The following is a 17,679-nucleotide window of genomic DNA, read 5'->3' as shown; positions in this document are numbered from 1 at the left end:
TACCGCCCGGGGCGTGCCCGCCCGGCCCGCGCCGCCCGGCCCACGCCGCCCGGCTATGGCGGGCCGGCTATCGCGGGCCGGCTATGGCGGGTCGTCGCGACCCAGTTCCCAGAAGGCGACGGCGGCGGCCGCCGCGACGTTGAGCGAGTCGACGCCGCGCCGCATCGGGATGACCACCCGGGCGTCACTGGCGGCCTGGGCGGCCTGGGTGAGACCGGCGCCCTCGGCCCCGAGCAGCAGCGCGGCCCGGTGCCGCTGTGCCGGGGCGAGCCGCTGGATCGGCACCGCGTCCGGGGCCGGCGTCATGGCGAGTACGGCGAAGCCCGCCGCCCGCACCTCGGCCAGCCCGGCCGGCCAGCGGTCGAACTTCGCGTACGGCACCGCGAAGACCTCGCCCATGCTGACCCGGACACTGCGCCGGTAGAGCGGGTCGGCACAGGTGGGTGAGAGCAGCACGGCGTCCACCCCGAGCGCGGCGGCGCCCCGGAAGATCGCACCGAGGTTGGTGTGGTTGTTGACGTCCTCCAGCACCACCACCCGGCGGACGTCCCGGAGCACCTGCGCCACGGTGGGCAGCTCGCGACGGTGGAACGACCCGAGTACGCCCCGGTGCACGTGGAAGCCGGTGGCCCGCTCCAGCACGGCCGGGCTGGCGGCGTAGACGGGTGCGTCGCCGGTCACCAGGTCGCCGAGCTGGTCCACCCGTTTCGGGTCGACCAGGAAGGAGCGGGGCCGGTAGCCGGCCCGCACCGCCCGGCGCAGCACGAGTTCGCCCTCGGCGATGAAGAGACCGTTCGGCGGTTCCCACCGGGTACGCAGCTCGACGTCGGTGAGCGCCCGGTAGTCGGCGATCCGGGGGTCCTCCGGATCGGTGATCACTTCGGCGGGCACGGTTGTCGGTGCGTCGGACACGCGCCGATTCTTCCCCCGTCCCCGCGCCACGGCGCGGGCGACCCCGACAGGTAGGAGATTCCCTACCCTTGACTGGTAGGACATCGCCTACCTATTGTCTTCGGCATGGCTATCACGCAGATCCAGTTGCTCTCGCTGCCGGTGACCGACCAGGACCGGGCCCGGGACTTCTACGTCGACACCCTCGGTTTCGAACTGCTCGGCGACAACCGGATGGGGCCGGACCAGCGCTGGGTGCAGGTGGGCCCGAAGGGCGCCGCGACCTCGATCACCCTGGTCACCTGGTTCGACACCATGCCGCCCGGCTCGGTCAAGGGGCTGGTGCTGGAAACCGACGACCTCGACGGCGACGTGGCCGACCTGACCCGCCGGGGCGTAGCGATCTCCGGCGGCATCCAGGACGCGCCCTGGGGCCGGTTCGTCAGCTTCGACGACCCGGACGGCAACGGCATCGTGCTCCAGGCGACCGCCGCCCGTGGCTGAGGTCGACGTCTTCACCGCGGTCGCCAACCCGACCCGGCGGCAACTGCTCGGCCTGCTGCTGGACCGGGGCGAGCGGCCGGTGCAGGAGTTGGCCGACCACTTCGACATGCGCCGGCCGAGTCTGTCGGAGCACCTGCGGGTACTCAAGGACGCCGGCCTGGTGGTCGAGCACCGGGCCGGCCGGCAGCGGCTCTACTCGCTCCGCCCGGAGCCGCTGCGGGACGTGGCCGAGTGGCTGACCCCGTACGAGCGGTTCTGGCGGGAGAAGCTCGCCGGGCTCCGCGACCTGCTCGACGCGATGGGCGTCGAGGAGGGCACCGACGGCCCGCAGCAGACCGCGGCCGTGACATCCGAGCAGGGCCGGGCTTCCGGCGAGCAGGAGGGGAAACGACGATGACCGAGCGCGGTGTCATCCGGGCCGACCAGTATCTCGCGCATCCACCCGGACGGGTCTGGCAGGCGCTCACCGAGCCCGACCTGCTGGCCCGGTGGTTCATGCCGAACGACTTCAAACCGGTGCCGGGACACCGGTTCACCTTCCAGACCATGGCCCGGCCGGACCAGGACTTCGACGGCGTGGTGCACTGCGAGGTCCTGGAGGTCGAGCCGGAACACCGGCTCCAGCTCTCCTGGAGCGGCGGGCACCTGGAGACCACCGTCACCTGGACGCTGGCCGCCGAGGGGCGGGGCACCCGGCTCTTCGTCGAACACGCCGGGTTCGATCCCGACGACCCGGTCCAGCAGCACGCCTTCACCATCATGTCCGGCGGCTGGCGCGGCATGGTCTTCCGCCGCATCGCGGAACTGCTGACCGAACTGGACGGCCCGGCGGAGCGCGAGCCGGGCCGGTAGCGCCGCTCCGGGACGGGCGGACAGTCCGGCACGGACGGGACAGGCCTCTCCGCCGGGTCCGGACAGGCCTCTCCGCCGGGTCCGGACAGGACTGGCGGGTCCGGACAGGACTGGCGGGTCCGGACAGGACTGGCGGGTCCGGACAGGACTGGCGGGTCCGGACAGGACTGGCGGGTCCGGACAGGACTGGCGGGTCCGGACAGGACTGGCGGGTCCGGACAGGACGGTGGTGGTCGGTTCTCCCGGCCGGGCAGGACACGGTCGGGTTGTCCCGGCCGGTCAGGACGGGGCGGGGCCGGTCGTGGCGGGGCCGAGCCCGCCACCTGCCGGCGCGACACCGAGGCCGCCACCGGAGACCCTCGCCGCCACCGCGCCGGCCGTACCGGGACGGGTCAGCGCGGCCCGGCCGACCGCCGGCACCAGCCGCCGGGCCCGCCAGGCGATCCCGATGCCGGCGGCGAGCACGAACATCGCGCCGAGGGCGTGCAGTGCCGAGGCCAGCATCCCGCCGACGCCGAGCAGCGGAGCCGCGATCATCAGCAGTACGCCGTCGGACTGGCTGAACACTCCGGACCGGTGCAGCGCCAGACCGGTCAGCCACCAGCCGAGGGAGTAGAGCACTCCACCGCTGACGGCGATGACCTGGCCCGCCCTGCCGAACGCCGCCGTGGAATCCGGCAGCCCACCGAACGGGAGTACCAGCATCGTTCCGGCGACCGCGACCAGCAGGCCGGCCGTACCGGCGCGCCGGGTGCGGGTGGTGACCAGCAGGCTGGCCAGCGCCATCAGCGCGAGCAGGCCGAGCCAGAGCGCACCGATCCAGCCGAGCAGGTGGGCCGGACGCTGCTGGGTGAGGAACGGGGCGTTCCCGGCGCCGACCAGGGTCACCGAACCGTACACAATGGCATAACCGGGCAGTGACCAGACGGCGAGCCGGGCCAGCCGGCGCAGCGACCAGGCCCAGCTCGCGTCGCTGGCCGGTTCGCTGGTGCCGCGCTCCACCGCGAAGGGCAGGAAGCCGAAGCCGCCGTACGGCCAGCGCCCGGAAACCGGATCCACCGCGCCGATGGTGCCCGGTCCGGCGCCGGCTGTCCGCTTCGGCGCACTCGATGGCCGTGCGAGCGCGGGATCACGCTTGGGGTTCGAGGGGTGGATTTCCGGTTTCGAGGGGTGGATCACGCGCCGTCACCTCGCTCAACGTGCTGCGCGGGCGGGCACGGGCGCGATCCGCTTCGACGCCCCGCTCCTTCACACCACCCGTCGCTAGACCGATCGTGTCAGGTGTCGGGGCGCCACGCGGACGCTTTGCTGGAATAAGCCGGGCGGACCCGACGGCGGGCGGTCAGCCGCCGCGCTCGGGCTGCTTATCCACAGTGGAGTCGCCGAGCAGGCTGGTCGGCGGGACCGGTTCCGGCGCCGGCAACTCCTGGGTACCGGTGGACCGGGACGTCACCTGCGCCTCGGCGGCGCGTACCTCGGCATTGACCTGTCGGGCCGCCTCGGCCGCGGCCGCCGCCGCCTCGGCGGCCTCGCGCTCGACCGCACCGGCGTCGACCTTCGCCCGGGGCTCGTCGCCGACCATCTGGCCGAGCCCGCCCAACGCGCCGCCGAGCCCTTCGAGCGCCCTGTTCAACTCGGCGGGCACGATCCAGACCTTGTTGGCGGTTCCGTTGGCGATCTGCGGCAGCGCCTGGAGGTACTGGTACGCCAGCACCTTCTGGCTCGGGTTGGCCTGGTGAATGGCGTCGAAGACGGTACGGATCGCCTTCGCCTGGCCCTCCGCCTCGAGGATCCGGGCCTGCCGGTCACCGTCGGCGCGGAGCACCGCGGCCTGCTTCTCACCCTCGGCGGTGAGGATCTGCGACTGCTTCTGCCCCTCGGCGTTGAGGATCGCGGCCCGGCGGTCCCGCTCGGCGCGCATCTGCTTCTCCATCGAGTCGCGGATGCTCGGCGGCGGCTCGATGGCCTTGATCTCCACCCGGGTCACCTTGATGCCCCAGCGTCCGGTCGTCTCGTCGAGCACGCCCGAGAGGTGCCGGTTGATCTCCTCCCGGCTGGTCAGCGCCCGCTCAAGGTCGAGCGAGCCGATCACGTTACGCAGGGTCGTGACGGTCAACTGCTCGATGGCCTGCAGGAAGTTCGAGATCTCGTAGGTCGCCTTCACCGAGTCGGCGACCTTGAAGTAGAGCACCGTGTCGATCGAGACGCCCAGGTTGTCCGAGGTGATCACGGGCTGGGGCGGGAAGCTGACCACCTGCTCCCGCATGTCGACCTTGGTCCGTACCGCGTCGATGAACGGCACCAGAAGGTTGAGGCCGGGGTGGAGCGTGCGCTTGTACTTCCCGAGCCGCTCGACCACGTCCTGACGCTGCTGCGGGACGATCCGCACCGCCCGGATCAGCGTGACCACCGCGATCAGGGCCACGGCGGCCAACAATATGCCCATCACAGTATCCACACCGCTCACCTCTTTGTATCGGGCTGCTCATCAGTAGCGTCGAAATCCTCGTGCCACACCAGCGCGGTCACACCCTTGACCTCGATCACCCGCACCCGGTCGCCGGGGGCGAACACCTGGGTCGCATCGTAGGAACGGGCGGTCCAGATCTCTCCATCGATCTTCACCACCCCGCTGTTGGCGTCCACCCGTTCGAGCACCAACGCGTTGCTCCCGGCGATGGCCTGCACGCCGAACGGCTGCTCGTCGCCGGTCAGCGCGGACTGGCGGTGCCGTCGGATGACCGGGCGGGCAACGACCAGGGTCAACGCCGAGACGGCGGCGAAGACCACCGCCTGGAGCGCCAGCGGGGCACCGAGGGCGGCCGCCCCGGCCGCGGCGAACGCCCCGACTCCGAACATGACCAGGAAGAGGGTCGTCGTGAAGATCTCCGCAACGACCAGCACGACGCCCAATACGATCCACAGGAGCGGCTCCACATGTCGATCCTGGCACGCCCACGCACCTAACGGCGACCCGCGATCGACGCACCTAGATCTCGCATGCCGAGATTCGGGCAATCGGCGTTCCCGGCGCCCCGGTCCAGCCCGGTTCCGCCCCGCACGGTTCGGTTCGGATAATTCAGTCCGGTTCCCGTACCCGAGTCCCAGGAGGCAGCCCGTGGCCCCCCTGCCGCCGGAGTCCGACCTACTGCCGGAGACCACCCGCCGGATCGACGCCCTCGTCGCCCAGGCCCAGGCCACCGGCCGGGCGCCCTCGCTGATCCTCGGGGTGCTCCGGGCCCCGTCCGCCGCCGGACCCGGTCCGGGCGGCGGGCTCGTGCACGTCGCCACGGCCGGCGAGACCCCACCGCCGGACCCGGACATCCAGTACCGGATCGGCTCGATCACCAAGACGATGACCGCGGTACTGCTGCTGCGCAAGCGCGACGAAGGGCTGCTCGACCTGGACGATCCGCTGGACCGGTACCTGCCCGGCAACCCGGTCGGGGACGTCCGGCTGCGTCAACTCCTCGGCCACGCCGCCGGCCTGCAACGCGAACCGGACGGCGAGTGGTGGGAACGCTCCGCCGGTGCCGGCCTGGACGCCCTGCTGGCCGGTCTGACCAGCGACAAACTGGCCTTCCCGGCACACCGCACCTTCCACTACTCGAACCTGGCGTACGGACTGCTCGGGGCGGTGCTGGAGCGGGTCACCGGGGAGTCGTGGTGGAAGCTCGTCCGGTCCCGGCTGCTCGATCCACTGGGGATGGTCCGCACCTCCTACCAACCGGCCGAGCCGTACGCCCGCGGCTACGTCGTACATCCCTGGCACGGCACACTGCGCGAGGAGCCGCGTACCGACACCGGGGCGATGGCACCGGCCGGGCAGCTCTGGGCCAGCCTGGCCGACCTGGCCCGGTGGGCCGGCTTCCTCGCCGACCCGGATCCGGAGATCCTGGCTCCGGACACCCTGGCCGAGATGTGCGTTCCGGTGGCGATGGCCGATCTGGACGCCTGGACCGCCGGCTACGGGCTCGGCGTGGAACTGCACCGAATCGGCGAACGGGTGTTCACCGGGCACGGCGGCTCGATGCCCGGCTACGTGGCCACGCTCTCCGTGCACCGGCCGTCCGGCACCGGCGTGGTGGGCTTCGCCAACGCGTACGGGCTGCGCGCCGGATCAGTGCCGATGCTCGGCCGGCAGGTGCTCAGTACGGTGCTCGACGCCGAACCCCCGCCGGTCCGGCCCTGGCGTCCGGCGACCGCACCGCCGGCCCCGGAGATCGCCGAGTTGACCGGCCGCTGGTGGTGGATGGGCCGGGAGTTCGAGATCGCCTGGGAGCCGACCGCCGAGGAACTGGTGGTCACCCAACTGCCGGCCGGTGCCGTACCGCGCTGGCGGTTCGGCCGGGACGCCACCGGGCGCTGGCGGGGCCGCTCCGGCATGAACAACGGTGAGATCCTCGCCGTCCGGCGCGACCCGACCGGTGCGGCCACGGCCCTGGACATCGCCACCTTCGTCTTCACCCGCGACCCCGACCGCCTCGACTGAGCCGGCACCGGAGGTTCGCCGGTGGCGTGGTCGCCGGTGGCGTGGTCGCCGCCACCGTATCGGCGCCACGGAGTCCGGCCGGCGGTGCGCCGGCCGGAGCCCCGCCAGGAGAACGTCTCCGCCGCGCTCCGCACCGGCACGCCGACCCTTGCCGACGGCGGGCGGCGGTCAGGGCGCGGACGGTGCCGTGACGAAGTCGATGAGCCGTTCCATCGCGTTGATCAGGGGTGTCTCCACGTCGTGGAAGTTGTCCACCCGGGCGAGGATGCGCCGCCACATCTCGGCGGGCTCGGCAACCCCGAGGGCGGCACAGACGCCCTCCTTCCACGGCCGTCCCGGTGGCACCACGGGCCACGCCCGGATGCCGAGCGCCGACGGCTTCACGGCCTGCCACACGTCGACGTACGGGTGGCCGGTGACCAGCACGTCCGGCGAGGCAACCGCCGCGACGATCCGGCTCTCCTTCGAGCCCGGCACCAGGTGGTCGACGAGCACACCCAGCCGCCGTCCCGGCCCCGGGCCGAACTCGCGGACCCGAGACGCGAGCGCGTCGATGCCGTCCAACGGCTCCACCACCACGCCCTCGATCCGCAGGTCGTCGCCCCAGATCCGCTCCACCAGCGCCGCGTCGTGCACGCCCTCCACCCAGATCCGGCTGGCCTTGGCCACCTGGGCGCGTACCCCGGCCACCGCCACCGATCCGGAGGCGGTCCGTCGGCGCGGCGCCGGTGCCGCCGACGGCGCCGGCCGGCGCAACGTCACCGGCTGCCCGTCGAGCAGGAACGCCGCCGGCAGCAGCGGGAAGTTCCGCCGCCGGCCGTGCCGGTCCTCCAGCACCACCGCACCGGACTCGAAACCCACCACCGCGCCGCAAAACCCCGAGTCGGCGTCCTCGACCACCAGGTCGGCCTCGGCCGGCACCTCCGGTATCACCTTGCGCCGCCGCCAGTCCCCGGCGAGCACGTCGTCGCCGTACATCCTCCCCATGGGAGGCGACGCTAGCCGCTCGCGGCCGGTCGGTCGGCGTTGACGCGCCGCCGGGCCCGCACCCGAGACAGCCGACACAGGAAGCACGTACCCTAGCCGCATGTCCCCCGCAACGGGCGCGGCGACTCTCGTGGCGCGCCGGTCCAGCCGCTTTGTGGCCTGGGTACGCGCATGGCGTGCCGGGCTGGTGCCGTACGACGAGATCGCCGACGAGATCGCCGCCGGTGAGGAGCACCTCGTCGCCGACGCCCCCGGCGCCTGGACCGACATCCCGCTGCGCGACGCGCTCTCCGCCTTCTCCAAACTCTCGCCCGACGAGATCCGGCTGGTGCTGCCCGCTCCCGGCGATCCGCGCGGGCTCCCCGGTCCCGGCCCGTTCGCCTCGGCGGCCCTGCTGGCCGGCGAGGCGGTGGTGGCCCGTGGCCTCGGTGTGATTCCCGAGGTACGCACGCACACCAGCGGGTCCGGCGTGACGTTCGAGACGGTGCTGTGGCGGGTCTATCCGCTGCCGGAGACCGCCCCGGCCGCCTCGCTGGGCAATCCCGGTGCGGCCGAGGCCGAGGCCGAGCTGGCGGTGACCCTGGCCGAGGCGACCGCGGCGCTGACCCGGCTCGACGTAGCGCAGTGGCGTCCGGAGCTGGCCGGTGCGCTCGCCGCACTGCGCCGCCCGGACAACGGGATGGACCTGCCGCCCGGCTTCGACCCGCGCTCCCGCCGGCTGTTCGCCCGGGCCAGCGTGCTGGACCAGGTGCTCGCGCTGGCCGAGCACGCCGCACCCGGTGGTTCGGTCAACGGTTACGAGGCACAGCAGCGCGACGCCGCGCTGCGCCCGCTCACCGCCGCCTGCCGACGGGCGGTCGTGGCCGCCTGCAACGCCCCGCTCTCGGCCTGATCCGCCGGCACCGCTCGGTCCTCGGCGGACCGGCCGGGGCCGGACTCAGATCTCGTCGATCAGGTCGGCGACCGAGGAGACGATCCGGGACGGCAGGTACGGATAGCGTTCCGCCTCGGCCCGGGTGCTGATCCCGGTCAGCACCAGCACGGTCTGCAACCCGGCCTCCAGCCCGCAGAGGATGTCGGTGTCCATCCGGTCACCGATCATCGCGGTCGTCTCGGAGTGCGCGTCGATGGTGTTCAGCGCCGACCGCATCATCATCGGGTTCGGCTTGCCGACGAAGTACGGCTCCACCCCGGTCGCCTTCGAGATCATCGCCGCCACCGAACCGGCGGCCGGCAGGGCACCCTCGGCGGACGGGCCGGTCGGATCCGGATTGGTGCAGATGAACCGGGCCCCGCCGTCGATCAGCCGGACCGCCTTGGTGATCGCCTCGAAGCTGTACGTCCGGGTCTCGCCCAGCACCACGTAGTCGGGTGCGAAGTCGGTCAGCACGTACCCCACGGCGTGCATCGCGGTGGTCAGCCCGGCCTCCCCGATCACGTACGCCGTGCCGCCGGGGCGCTGGTCGGCGAGGAACTGCGCGGTGGCCAGCGCGGCGGTCCAGATCGCATGCTCGGGGACGTCGAAGCCCATCCGGTTCAGCCGGGCCTGGAGGTCCCGGGCGGTGTAGATCGAGTTGTTGGTGAGGATCAGGAACGGCTTGCCCGAGGCGCGCAGTGCCCGGACGAACTCGGGCGCGCCCGGCACCGGCTGGCCCTCGTGCACCAACACCCCGTCCATGTCGGTGAGCCAGCTCTCCACCGGCTTCCTGTCGCTCATGCCGGCACTCCGCTGCTCTCGTTCATGACTCTCCTACCGGGTGGGGTCAGGGGCGCCGGACCGGCTGGCAGCAACCGGCCGGGCAGGTTTCCCAGGCGGGCAGCGTACCCAGCCGGCGTCGCGCCGCCGTGTCGGCCGGGTTAAGCCGCTCGGTCACCAGCTCCCGGACCATCGCCACGAACCTCGGGTCGGTGCCCGGGGTACCGGCCCGGACGAAGTCGAGGCCGAGCTGCTTGGCGGTCGCCGCCGCCTCGGTGTCCAGGTCCCAGACCACCTCCAGGTGGTCGGAGACGAAGCCGATCGGGCTGACCACCACCGAGGTGACTCCGTCGGCCGCGAGCGCCCGCAGGTGGTCGTTGACGTCCGGCTCCAGCCACGGCACCTGGGGAGGGCCGGAGCGGCTCTGCCAGACCAGGTCGTACGGCAGGCCGGGGGCGGCCCGCTCGGCCACCAGCGCGGCGGTCTCGCGGAGTTGGGCCTCGTACCGGCCGCCCTGCGGTCCGGCGGAGGCGGCCATCGAGACCGGGATCGAGTGGGCGGTGAAGACCAGCCGGGTGCTCTCCCGCCGGGCCGGGTCGAGGGTGGCCAGCGCGTTGGCCACCGCGTCGGCGTGCGGCTCGACGAACCCGGGATGGTCCCAGTACTGCCGCAGCTTCTCGATCCGGGGCGCGTCCGGGCCCACCGCCGCGCGGGCGGTCGCGATGTCCTCCAGGTATTGCCGGCAGGAGGAGTAGCCGCCGTAGGCGCTGGTCACGAAGCCGAGAGCCGAGGTGACGCCGTCGTCGCGGAGCTGGGCCACGGTGTCGGCGAGCATCGGATGCCAGTTGCGGTTGCCCCAGTACACCGGGAGGTCGAGCCCGTGCGCGGCGAAGTCGGCGCGGATCGCGGCGAGCAGGTCCCGGCACTGCTGGTTGATCGGCGACACGCCACCGAAGTGCTGGTAGTGCTCGGCGACCTCGGCCAGCCGGTCCGGTGGCACGTTCCGCCCCCGGGTGACGTTGGCCAGGAACGGCAGGACGTCCTCCGGCCGTTCCGGGCCACCGAACGAGATCAACACAACGGCGTCGTACGACATGCCACCATTGTTCCCGCCCCGGCCGAGCCGGCCGGCAGGGCCCCGCCCGCCGGCAGCGCCGGACGGACGGGGCCTTCCTCACATCGCGGCGCCGAGCGCGTGGTAGCCGCCGTCGACGTGCACGATCTCACCGGTGGTGGCCGGGAACCAGTCGGAGAGCAGGGCCAGGCAGGCCCGCGCGGCCGGCTCCTGGTCGGTCAGTGCCCAGCCCAGCGGGGCCCGCTCGGCCCAGGCCTCCTCGAACTGCTGGAAGCCGGGGATCGACTTCGCCGCCATGGTGCGCAGCGGTCCGGCCGAGACCAGGTTGCTGCGGATCCCCTTCGGGCCCAGGTGCAGCGCCAGGTAGCGGGAGGCGGACTCCAGCCCGGCCTTGGCCACGCCCATCCAGTCGTACACCGGCCAGGCCTTGGTGGCGTCGAAGGTGAGCCCGACCACCGCGCCGCCCGCGCTCATCAGCGGCAGCGCCGCCACCGCGAGCGCCTTGTAGGAGTACGTCGAGACGTGCACCGCGGTCGCCACGTCCTCCCACGGCGCGTCCAGGAAGCCGCCGCCGAGGCAGCTCTGCGGGGCGAAGCCGATCGAGTGCACCACCCCGTCCAGCCCGTCGACGTGCTCGCGGACCCGGTCCGCCAGGCTGGCCAACTGCTCGGCGTCGGTGACGTCCAGCTCGATCACCGGGGCCGGCTCGGGCAGCCGCTTGGCGATCCGCTCGACCAGCGACATCCGGCCGAAGCCGGTGAGTACCACCGTCGCACCGTTCTCCTGGGCGAGCTTCGCGACCGAGAACGCGATCGACTGGTCGGTGATGACACCGGTGATGAGCAGCCGCTTGCCGGCCAGCAGTCCAGACACGTGAAGATCCTCCATACCCTCGTGGTCCCCCGCGTCCCGTGGCCGGTCCGGGTCCGTCCCGGCCGATCACGGCGCCTGGGCGATTGTGCCAGTCGGTGCCCCGGTCCCGGGCCGGTCAGTGCCCCTGCCGGGCCGGTCGGTGCCGCGTGCCCGGGCCCGGTCAGTGCCCCATGCCGAGGCCGCCGTCCACCGGGATGACCGCCCCGGAGACGTAGCCGGCGGCGTCGGAGGCCAGCCAGGCCACCACCCCGGCCACCTCGTCCGGGCTGGCCATCCGGCCCGCCGGGATGGACTTGCGGATCTCCGCCTTGCGCTCCTCGGTGAGCACCGCCGTCATGTCGGTGTCGATGAACCCGGGCGCGACCACGTTCGCGGTGATGTTCCGGCTGCCCAGTTCGCGGGTGATCGACCGGGCCACCCCGACCAGTCCGGCCTTGCTCGCCGCGTAGTTCACCTGGCCGGCGCCGCCGGAGAGGCCGACCACCGAGGAGACGAAGACCATCCGGCCCCACCGGGCCCGGAGCATCTTGCCGGAGGCCCGCTTGGCGCACCGGAACGCGCCGGTCAGGTTGGCGTCGACCACCCGGGTGAACTGCTCCTCGGACATCCGCAGCAGCAGCGTGTCGTCGGTGATCCCGGCGTTGCACACCAGCACCTCGACCGGGCCCAGCTCCGCCTCGACAGCCGAGAACGCCTCGTCGACCTGGCCACTGTCGGTGATGTCACACCGCACGCCGAACAGGTCGGCGGGCGGGCTGCTGCCCCGGTGGGTGACCGCCACCCGGTCGCCCTGCTTGGCGAAGGCCTGCGCGATGGCCAGGCCGATGCCCCGGTTGCCTCCGGTCACCAGCACGGTTCGGGCCACGGATGTCCTCCTCACGGACGGTACGGACGTGCGGGTTGGAGACTAGGCGCTACCGGCAGGTAATCCGTAACCCGGGGTGGCGTGCTACCCGGGTACTACCGGCGGAATCGTGCCACGGGGTGACGACGGTCGGGCTCCGGCACCCGTACCCTGCCCCTGATGGAGAACGGCACCGCTGCGGTCCTGCGCGTCGGCCGGGACGACCTGCGCCGGCTGCTGGTCGGGGCGGACTTTCCGCTGTCCGTGCCGCTCGGCCCGCCCGGCAGGTGGCGGCGAGTGTGGCAGCGCGCCCGGCCGTTCCTGGCCCCGGTGCTGGTCTTCGCCCTGGTCGGCATCACCATCGCCGGCATCCAGTACCTGACCGACACCCGGGGCCTGCCCGGATGGCTGGCGATCGGGCTCGGCGTCGGCGGGACCCTGCCGGCGGTGCTGGCCCCGGTCCGCCCGCTGCTCGCCTGGCGGTTCGGCTACCCACTGCTCTACCTCGGTGTGATCGACGCGCTGCCCGACGAGTCCTGGCCGTGGAGCCCGGTGCAGATCATCGCCTTCCTCTTCGTGCTGCTGGTGCTGGCCGCTCGGACCAGCCTGGGGATCGCCGCCTGGGCGGGGCTGCTCAGCGTGCTGCCGGCGTACCTGTTCGTGCCGACCCACGCGAACGCGCACGGGGTCGCCCTCCTCTTTCTGGCGATCCTGATCGTCGGCGACCAGGTGCGGCGGCGCCGGCAGAGCCAGCGGGCCCTGGCCGAGCAGGCCGAGCGCAGCGAACTGGAGCAGGCCCGCCGGGCGGTGCTGGAGGAACGGACCCGGATCGCCCGGGAGATGCACGACGTGGTCGCGCACCACATGTCGATGATCGCGGTGCAGGCGGAGACCGCGCCGTACCGGCTGACCGGGCTACCCGAGCCGGCCCGGGCCGAGTTCACCGCGATCGCCGGGTCTGCCCGGGAGGCGCTGGTCGACATGCGCCGGCTGCTCGGCGTACTCCGCAGCGAGTCGGCGGCACCGGAGACCGCGCCGCAGCCGGGGCTGGCCGACGTACCGGAGTTGGTCGACGCGGCCCGCCGGGCCGGCATGGCGGTGACGGTCGCCACCGGCCCGGAGCCGGAGCAGCGCCGGGCGGTGCCGGAGGCGGTCGGGCTGGCCGCGTACCGGATCGTCCAGGAGGCCCTCGCCAACGCGGCCCGGCACGCGCCCGGGACCGCCGTCCGGGTGTCGGTGGACGCGGGCGACCGGGCGCTGACCGTCGACGTCTGGAACGACCCGGCCGGTCCCGGCGCCGGCCGCCCGGGAGACGCCGCCGGCCCCGCCGGACACGGACTGACCGGGATGCGGGAGCGGGTCCGGCTGCTCGGCGGCCGGCTGCGGGCCGGCCCGACCGACGACCAGGGGTACGCGGTCACCGCGCACCTGCCCTACGACCCGGAGCCGACCGAACCGTGAACCTTCGCCAACCTGAACCGCGCGACGTGCGCGCCCCGACTGCCATCCCCGGCCGCGACGGACCGCAGGAGGCGGTTGACGGCGGTCCGGTGCGGACGGCCGGCGCCGAGCACGACGGAGGTACGGCCCGATGATCCGGGTGCTGATCGCCGACGACCAGGCGATGGTCCGGCAGGGATTCGGGGCGCTGCTGGCGGCCCAGCCCGACCTGCTGGTGGTCGGGGACGCGGCGAACGGCGCCGAGGCGGTCACCGCGGCCCGGCGGCTCGACCCGGACGTGGTGTTGATGGACGTCCGGATGCCCGTGCTGGACGGCCTGGCCGCGACCCGGCAGCTCCTCGGCGACCGGCCGGAGGCGGACCGCCCGCGGGTACTCATCCTGACCACCTTCGACCTCGACGACTACGTCTACGAGGCGCTGCGGGCCGGCGCCAGTGGCTTCCTGCTCAAGGACGCCCCGGCCGCCGACCTGGTGCAGGCGGTCCGGGTGGTCGCGGCCGGGGACGCGCTGCTCGCCCCGGCGGTGACCCGCCGGCTGATCGCCGAGTTCGCCGCCCGGCCCGGCCGGGACCGGCCCCGCCCGGTCAGCCTGGCCGGGCTCACCCCCCGGGAGACCGAGGTGCTCCGGCTGATCGCCCGGGGCCGCTCCAACGGCGAGATCGCCGCCGAACTGGTGGTCGCCGAACAGACCGTGAAGACGCACGTCGGGCGGATCCTGAGCAAGCTCGACCTGCGCGACCGGGCCCAGGCGGTCGTCGTCGCGTACGAGTCCGGGCTGGTCGCCGCCGGCGACTAGTACCCCGGTCCGCCAAGCCGCCCGGCTGGTACCCACGGTCTGCCGAGCCGACCCGGTACACCTCCGGGCGGCGGGCGGCCCGCACCGGTCGGGTCGTCCCCCGGTAGCCCTGCGGTAGTCCCCGGGTAGCCCGCCGGAAGCCGTCCCGTGGCGTGACGCGGCAACCCATGCCGACCACGCATTCTCTGCTCCGAAGGCGATCGGAGGGAGATCGGGATGGTGTGGCGACCGGCGGTACGGGGAGCGGTGGCCGGGCTGCTCGCGCTGGGGCTGATGGTGCCGCCGCCGGCCGGGGCGAGCGAGGTGGCGGTGGCGCGGGCCGGGTTCGTCGAGGCGTACCCGGCGGTGGCGGCGGCGATGCGGACGGCCGGTGCGCCGTACGCCGGCTGGGTGGCCGCCGGCCGCTCCTTCCTGGCGTTCGATCCGCACGATGACGGGCTGGCCGTGGAGGTGCTCGGCGACCTCGGCACCGCCGACCGGATCGCGGTACTGGTACCGGGGGTGGACAGCACGCTGCGGGACTTCGACCGTGGTTTGGGCGGGGTACGCCGGCGTGCTCCGACCGCCCAGGCCCGCGCCCTGTACGACGAGATCCGCGTCACCCGGCCCGGTGCCCGGGTGGCCGTGCTGGCCTGGCTCGGCTACGACCCGCCGAACGGGCTGGGCCGGGCGGCGGCCCGCTCGGAGCACGCGCGGGCCGGGGCGGACGCCCTGGTCGAGCTGACCCGGACGCTGGCCCGGCACCGCCCCGACGCGACGGTGACGCTGGTCGGGCACAGCTACGGCGCGCTGGTGGTCGGGCTGGCCGCACCGGAGGTGCCGCCGCAGGTGACCGACCTGGTGACGCTGGCCGGGGTCGGGATGGGCGTGGACCGGGCCGCCGAACTGGGCACCGGGGCCCGGGTCTGGGCGGCCGAGGCGCCGGACGACTGGGTCCGCCGGCTGCCCCCGGTGCGGGTGTTCGGCTTCGGGCACGGCGTCCGGCCGGCCAGTCCGGAGTTCGGAGCCAGGCCGCTGCCGGTGGACCGGGTGACCGGCCACGACGGCTACCTGGTGCCGGGCACCGCGACGTTGCACGCGGCGGCCCTGGTCGTGCTCGGCGCGGCCGGGACATCCACCGACCCGGCTGAGACGACCACCGGGACGAGCACCGCAACGACCGGGACGAGCACCGGGACGGCGGTGACCACCCGATGAGCGTCCTCGATCGGCGACCGACGAGCCTCCTCGGACCGCGGCGGACCGACGGCGCGACACCGCACCGGCCCCGGGCCGGATCGGACGGTGGTGGCCGGGACCGGGGCGTGGACGGGCTGCGGGCGTACGCGATCGGCGGGGTGGTGTTCGGGCACTGGCTGGTCACCGCCCTGGTACTCGGCCCGGACGACGCGCTGCGCACGGCCAGTCCGCTGGCCGCGATGCCGGCGCTGGTCCCGGTGACCTGGCTGTTCCAGACGCTCGGGCTCTTCTTCTTCGTCAGCGGGTACGCCTCGGCCCGGTCGCTCCGCTCGGCCGCCGCCCGGGGACTCGGCCCGGCACGGTGGCTGCGCCGGCGGCTCGGTCGGCTGGGCCGGCCGGTGCTGCTGCTGCTCGGCGGCTGGCTGGCGGTGCTGGCCGTGGCCGCCCTGCTCGGCACTCCGGCGGACACCCTGCGTACCGCCGCCACGCTGGTGGTCAGTCCACTGTGGTTCCTGCTGCCGCTGGTGGTGCTGATCGCGTCGACCGCCCCGCTGGCCCGGGCGCTGGACCGGTACGGGCCGGTCCGACTGGCCGTACCGGCCGTGGCGCTGGTCACGCTGAGCGACCTGGCCGGGCGGAGCGGCGATCCGTCGGGCTGGCCGGTGCCGCTGCCCGGGGACGGGGTGTGGCGGGTACCGGTCGCGGTGCTGGCCGGCTGGCTGCTGCCGTACCTGCTCGGGATGGCTCTCGCCGACGGCCGGCTCGGCGGCCGGCGGACCGCCGTCGGGCTGTTGCTGGCCGGTGCCGCCGGAATGGCCGGGCTGGGCGGGGCGGGCTATCCGCTCAGCGCGGTCGGGGTGCCCGGGGACGGCATGTCCAACCTGGACCCGCCGTCGCTGTTCGCGGTCAGCCTGGCGCTGGCCCAGGTCGGCGCGGCGCTGCTGGTCCGACCGGCGCTGGCCGGCGCGCTGGCCCGGCCGGGCCGGTGGGCCCCGGTGAACCGGCTGAACAGCGTGGCGATCAGCGTCTACCTGTGGCACCAGAGCACCCTGCTGGGGGTGACCGCGCTGGCCGCGCTCGCGGCCCGGCTGGCCGGCACCGGTCCGGTACCCGGACTGCACACGGTGCCGGACGGGCCCGGCTGGGTGGCCGCCCGGCTGGCCTGGCTGCCGCTGCTGGTCCTGGTCCTGTCCGTGCTGGTCGGACGGGCCGGCGGCGACCGGCGGCGGCACCGCGACGCCCAGGGGCCGGCGTCCCGGGAGGCTTCCGGACGCCCCGGGCCGGCACGGACAGTGCACCCTCTTCAACCTGAACCGCGCGGCGCATGCGCCCCGACCTCCACCTCCGGCCACGACGGACCGCGAGGGGAGGTTGAGCGGGTTCAGTGACGAGCAGACCCTGTTCCGCGCCCGACAACGGTCGGAGAGCCGACACCCGGGGGCCCGGATGGCCGACTGCGGCCACCGGGCTCTCCGGGTGTACGATGACTCACGTTCCAGGTCCGGTCGACAGGTGGAGGTGATCGCTGTGCGAAATAGCGATCCTCCCAGTCGTGGCCGGGTCCTTGGTCAGTCCGCCTGAGCCGTGACATCTCCCGCCGACTGACCCAGTTCCGCTCCACACCGCATCCCCGGACCACTCCGGCCTCTGCCGGCGTGCCGTCCCGGCTGTGCGAATCCGATGGCTGTCGCCGAGCCGAGGTGTGTGGAGCCGCCCGGTCACGACTTCGTGTGCGCGTCCACTGATCCCCGAGACACCCCGCCCGGCCCTGCGCCGGCCCGGGTCGTCTCCAGTCGCCACCCGGAGAGCAGAATCATGCAGCGTTACGTCGCCCCGCTGGGCTTCACCCTCGCCGCCGCCTGGGTCGTGCTGGTCTTCATCCTGGTCCGCGCGACCCCGTGACGACCGCCACCCCAGGGCCGACCGTCGACCCCGCCACACCGGCTCGTCCGAGCGGCAGTGGTCCGTCCGCACGTACCCGGCCGGGCCGGTGACCGGCACCGACCGGGTACGCCCGCACACCTGTCCC

General features: G+C 73.8%; 19 protein-coding genes. 10 read left to right on the top strand and 9 right to left on the bottom strand.

The window, feature by feature from the left end; all coding sequences use genetic code 11:
- Window positions 1-81 precede the first annotated feature (81 nt).
- A complete protein-coding gene (locus ACQEVC_RS21660; protein WP_432891613.1) occupies window positions 82-891 on the bottom strand; it encodes a TrmH family RNA methyltransferase in 810 nt (269 codons plus the stop codon).
- Window positions 892-1,017: 126 nt separating this feature from the next.
- Between ACQEVC_RS21660 and ACQEVC_RS21655 the strand changes: the two genes are divergently transcribed.
- The 3 genes from ACQEVC_RS21655 to ACQEVC_RS21645 are packed head-to-tail and all read left to right on the top strand — an operon-like array spanning window position 1,018 to window position 2,247.
- Window positions 1,018-1,395: a VOC family protein gene (locus ACQEVC_RS21655; protein WP_432880340.1), complete on the top strand. Its 378-nt coding sequence runs from the start codon at window positions 1,018-1,020 to the stop codon at window positions 1,393-1,395.
- The gene (locus ACQEVC_RS21650) at window positions 1,388-1,792 is read left to right on the top strand and encodes an ArsR/SmtB family transcription factor (RefSeq protein ID WP_432880337.1); all 405 of its coding nucleotides are present in this window, start codon (window positions 1,388-1,390) and stop codon (window positions 1,790-1,792) included. Before ACQEVC_RS21655 ends, ACQEVC_RS21650 begins: the two co-directional genes overlap by 8 nt.
- Window positions 1,789-2,247 (top strand): SRPBCC family protein, encoded by a 459-nt coding sequence (locus tag ACQEVC_RS21645; protein ID WP_432880334.1) that lies wholly within the window; start codon window positions 1,789-1,791, stop codon window positions 2,245-2,247. Before ACQEVC_RS21650 ends, ACQEVC_RS21645 begins: the two co-directional genes overlap by 4 nt.
- A 279-nt stretch (window positions 2,248-2,526) precedes the next feature.
- Here the strand turns inward: ACQEVC_RS21645 and ACQEVC_RS21640 are convergent, their stop codons facing one another.
- From ACQEVC_RS21640 to ACQEVC_RS21630, 3 genes are all read right to left on the bottom strand, one after another.
- Window positions 2,527-3,306 carry a hypothetical protein gene (locus tag ACQEVC_RS21640; protein ID WP_432880331.1) on the bottom strand — a complete coding sequence of 260 codons (780 nt, stop codon included), beginning with the start codon at window positions 3,304-3,306 and terminating at the stop codon, window positions 2,527-2,529.
- A gap of 283 nt (window positions 3,307-3,589) precedes the next feature.
- Window positions 3,590-4,705: an SPFH domain-containing protein gene (locus ACQEVC_RS21635; protein ID WP_432880328.1), complete on the bottom strand. Its 1,116-nt coding sequence runs from the start codon at window positions 4,703-4,705 to the stop codon at window positions 3,590-3,592.
- A gap of 5 nt (window positions 4,706-4,710) precedes the next feature.
- Complete coding sequence (locus ACQEVC_RS21630; RefSeq protein WP_432880325.1) at window positions 4,711-5,184, bottom strand: NfeD family protein; 474 nt, start codon at window positions 5,182-5,184, stop codon at window positions 4,711-4,713.
- 190 nt (window positions 5,185-5,374) lie between these two features.
- Here ACQEVC_RS21630 and ACQEVC_RS21625 point away from each other — a divergent pair, with 190 nt between their 5' ends.
- Window positions 5,375-6,739, top strand: coding sequence for a serine hydrolase domain-containing protein (locus ACQEVC_RS21625; protein ID WP_432891611.1), 1,365 nt, complete (start codon window positions 5,375-5,377; stop codon window positions 6,737-6,739).
- 168 nt (window positions 6,740-6,907) lie between these two features.
- Here ACQEVC_RS21625 and ACQEVC_RS21620 read toward each other — a convergent pair whose 3' ends face one another.
- On the bottom strand, window positions 6,908-7,726 hold the full coding sequence (locus ACQEVC_RS21620) for a DUF3097 domain-containing protein (protein WP_432880322.1): 819 nt from the start codon (window positions 7,724-7,726) through the stop codon (window positions 6,908-6,910).
- Window positions 7,727-7,826: 100 nt separating this feature from the next.
- Between ACQEVC_RS21620 and ACQEVC_RS21615 the strand changes: the two genes are divergently transcribed.
- The gene (locus ACQEVC_RS21615; protein ID WP_318399355.1) at window positions 7,827-8,618 is read left to right on the top strand and encodes a hypothetical protein; all 792 of its coding nucleotides are present in this window, start codon (window positions 7,827-7,829) and stop codon (window positions 8,616-8,618) included.
- Between the two features lie 45 nt (window positions 8,619-8,663).
- Here the strand turns inward: ACQEVC_RS21615 and ACQEVC_RS21610 are convergent, their stop codons facing one another.
- From ACQEVC_RS21610 to fabG, 4 genes are all read right to left on the bottom strand, one after another.
- Complete coding sequence (locus ACQEVC_RS21610; RefSeq protein ID WP_346258921.1) at window positions 8,664-9,443, bottom strand: HAD-IIA family hydrolase; 780 nt, start codon at window positions 9,441-9,443, stop codon at window positions 8,664-8,666.
- Between the two features lie 46 nt (window positions 9,444-9,489).
- Window positions 9,490-10,518 (bottom strand): ferrochelatase, encoded by a 1,029-nt coding sequence (locus tag ACQEVC_RS21605; RefSeq protein WP_432880318.1) that lies wholly within the window; start codon window positions 10,516-10,518, stop codon window positions 9,490-9,492.
- Window positions 10,519-10,596: 78 nt separating this feature from the next.
- A complete protein-coding gene (fabI, locus tag ACQEVC_RS21600; protein ID WP_432880316.1) occupies window positions 10,597-11,370 on the bottom strand; it encodes an enoyl-ACP reductase FabI in 774 nt (257 codons plus the stop codon).
- Window positions 11,371-11,530: 160 nt separating this feature from the next.
- Window positions 11,531-12,235: a 3-oxoacyl-ACP reductase FabG gene (fabG, locus tag ACQEVC_RS21595; RefSeq protein WP_432880314.1), complete on the bottom strand. Its 705-nt coding sequence runs from the start codon at window positions 12,233-12,235 to the stop codon at window positions 11,531-11,533.
- Window positions 12,236-12,394: 159 nt separating this feature from the next.
- On the opposite strand from fabG, the gene ACQEVC_RS21590 reads away from it, so the two are divergent.
- From ACQEVC_RS21590 to ACQEVC_RS21570, 5 genes are all read left to right on the top strand, one after another.
- Window positions 12,395-13,675, top strand: a complete 1,281-nt coding sequence (locus ACQEVC_RS21590; protein WP_432880312.1) for a sensor histidine kinase — start codon at window positions 12,395-12,397, stop codon at window positions 13,673-13,675.
- Between the two features lie 130 nt (window positions 13,676-13,805).
- On the top strand, window positions 13,806-14,471 hold the full coding sequence (locus ACQEVC_RS21585; RefSeq protein ID WP_432880310.1) for a response regulator: 666 nt from the start codon (window positions 13,806-13,808) through the stop codon (window positions 14,469-14,471).
- A 216-nt stretch (window positions 14,472-14,687) separates the two neighbouring features.
- On the top strand, window positions 14,688-15,668 hold the full coding sequence (locus tag ACQEVC_RS21580) for an alpha/beta hydrolase (RefSeq protein ID WP_432880308.1): 981 nt from the start codon (window positions 14,688-14,690) through the stop codon (window positions 15,666-15,668).
- On the top strand, window positions 15,665-17,038 hold the full coding sequence (locus ACQEVC_RS21575) for an acyltransferase family protein (RefSeq protein WP_432880306.1): 1,374 nt from the start codon (window positions 15,665-15,667) through the stop codon (window positions 17,036-17,038). The genes ACQEVC_RS21580 and ACQEVC_RS21575 overlap by 4 nt, the downstream gene beginning before the upstream one ends.
- A 292-nt stretch (window positions 17,039-17,330) precedes the next feature.
- On the top strand, window positions 17,331-17,552 hold the full coding sequence (locus ACQEVC_RS21570) for a hypothetical protein (RefSeq protein ID WP_432880304.1): 222 nt from the start codon (window positions 17,331-17,333) through the stop codon (window positions 17,550-17,552).
- Window positions 17,553-17,679: the final 127 nt, after the last annotated feature.

Source organism: Plantactinospora sp. CA-294935 (assembly GCF_050936445.1).
Classification (GTDB): domain Bacteria; phylum Actinomycetota; class Actinomycetes; order Mycobacteriales; family Micromonosporaceae; genus Plantactinospora.
This window is presented reverse-complemented; position numbering and strand designations above follow the sequence as displayed.

What these genes read in the sequence shown, in the direction of transcription:
- ACQEVC_RS21655 (WP_432880340.1), top strand. Translation starts at nt 1,018, where the DNA reads ATGGCTATCACGCAGATCCAGTTGCTCTCGCTGCCGGTGACCGACCAG.
- ACQEVC_RS21645 (WP_432880334.1), top strand. Translation starts at nt 1,789, where the DNA reads ATGACCGAGCGCGGTGTCATCCGGGCCGACCAGTATCTCGCGCATCCA.
- ACQEVC_RS21620 (WP_432880322.1), bottom strand. Translation starts at nt 7,726, where the DNA reads ATGGGGAGGATGTACGGCGACGACGTGCTCGCCGGGGACTGGCGGCGG.
- ACQEVC_RS21615 (WP_318399355.1), top strand. Translation starts at nt 7,827, where the DNA reads ATGTCCCCCGCAACGGGCGCGGCGACTCTCGTGGCGCGCCGGTCCAGC.
- ACQEVC_RS21610 (WP_346258921.1), bottom strand. Translation starts at nt 9,443, where the DNA reads ATGAGCGACAGGAAGCCGGTGGAGAGCTGGCTCACCGACATGGACGGG.
- ACQEVC_RS21605 (WP_432880318.1), bottom strand. Translation starts at nt 10,518, where the DNA reads ATGTCGTACGACGCCGTTGTGTTGATCTCGTTCGGTGGCCCGGAACGG.
- ACQEVC_RS21590 (WP_432880312.1), top strand. Translation starts at nt 12,395, where the DNA reads ATGGAGAACGGCACCGCTGCGGTCCTGCGCGTCGGCCGGGACGACCTG.
- ACQEVC_RS21585 (WP_432880310.1), top strand. Translation starts at nt 13,806, where the DNA reads ATGATCCGGGTGCTGATCGCCGACGACCAGGCGATGGTCCGGCAGGGA.
- ACQEVC_RS21580 (WP_432880308.1), top strand. Translation starts at nt 14,688, where the DNA reads ATGGTGTGGCGACCGGCGGTACGGGGAGCGGTGGCCGGGCTGCTCGCG.
- ACQEVC_RS21575 (WP_432880306.1), top strand. Translation starts at nt 15,665, where the DNA reads ATGAGCGTCCTCGATCGGCGACCGACGAGCCTCCTCGGACCGCGGCGG.
- ACQEVC_RS21570 (WP_432880304.1), top strand. Translation starts at nt 17,331, where the DNA reads ATGGCTGTCGCCGAGCCGAGGTGTGTGGAGCCGCCCGGTCACGACTTC.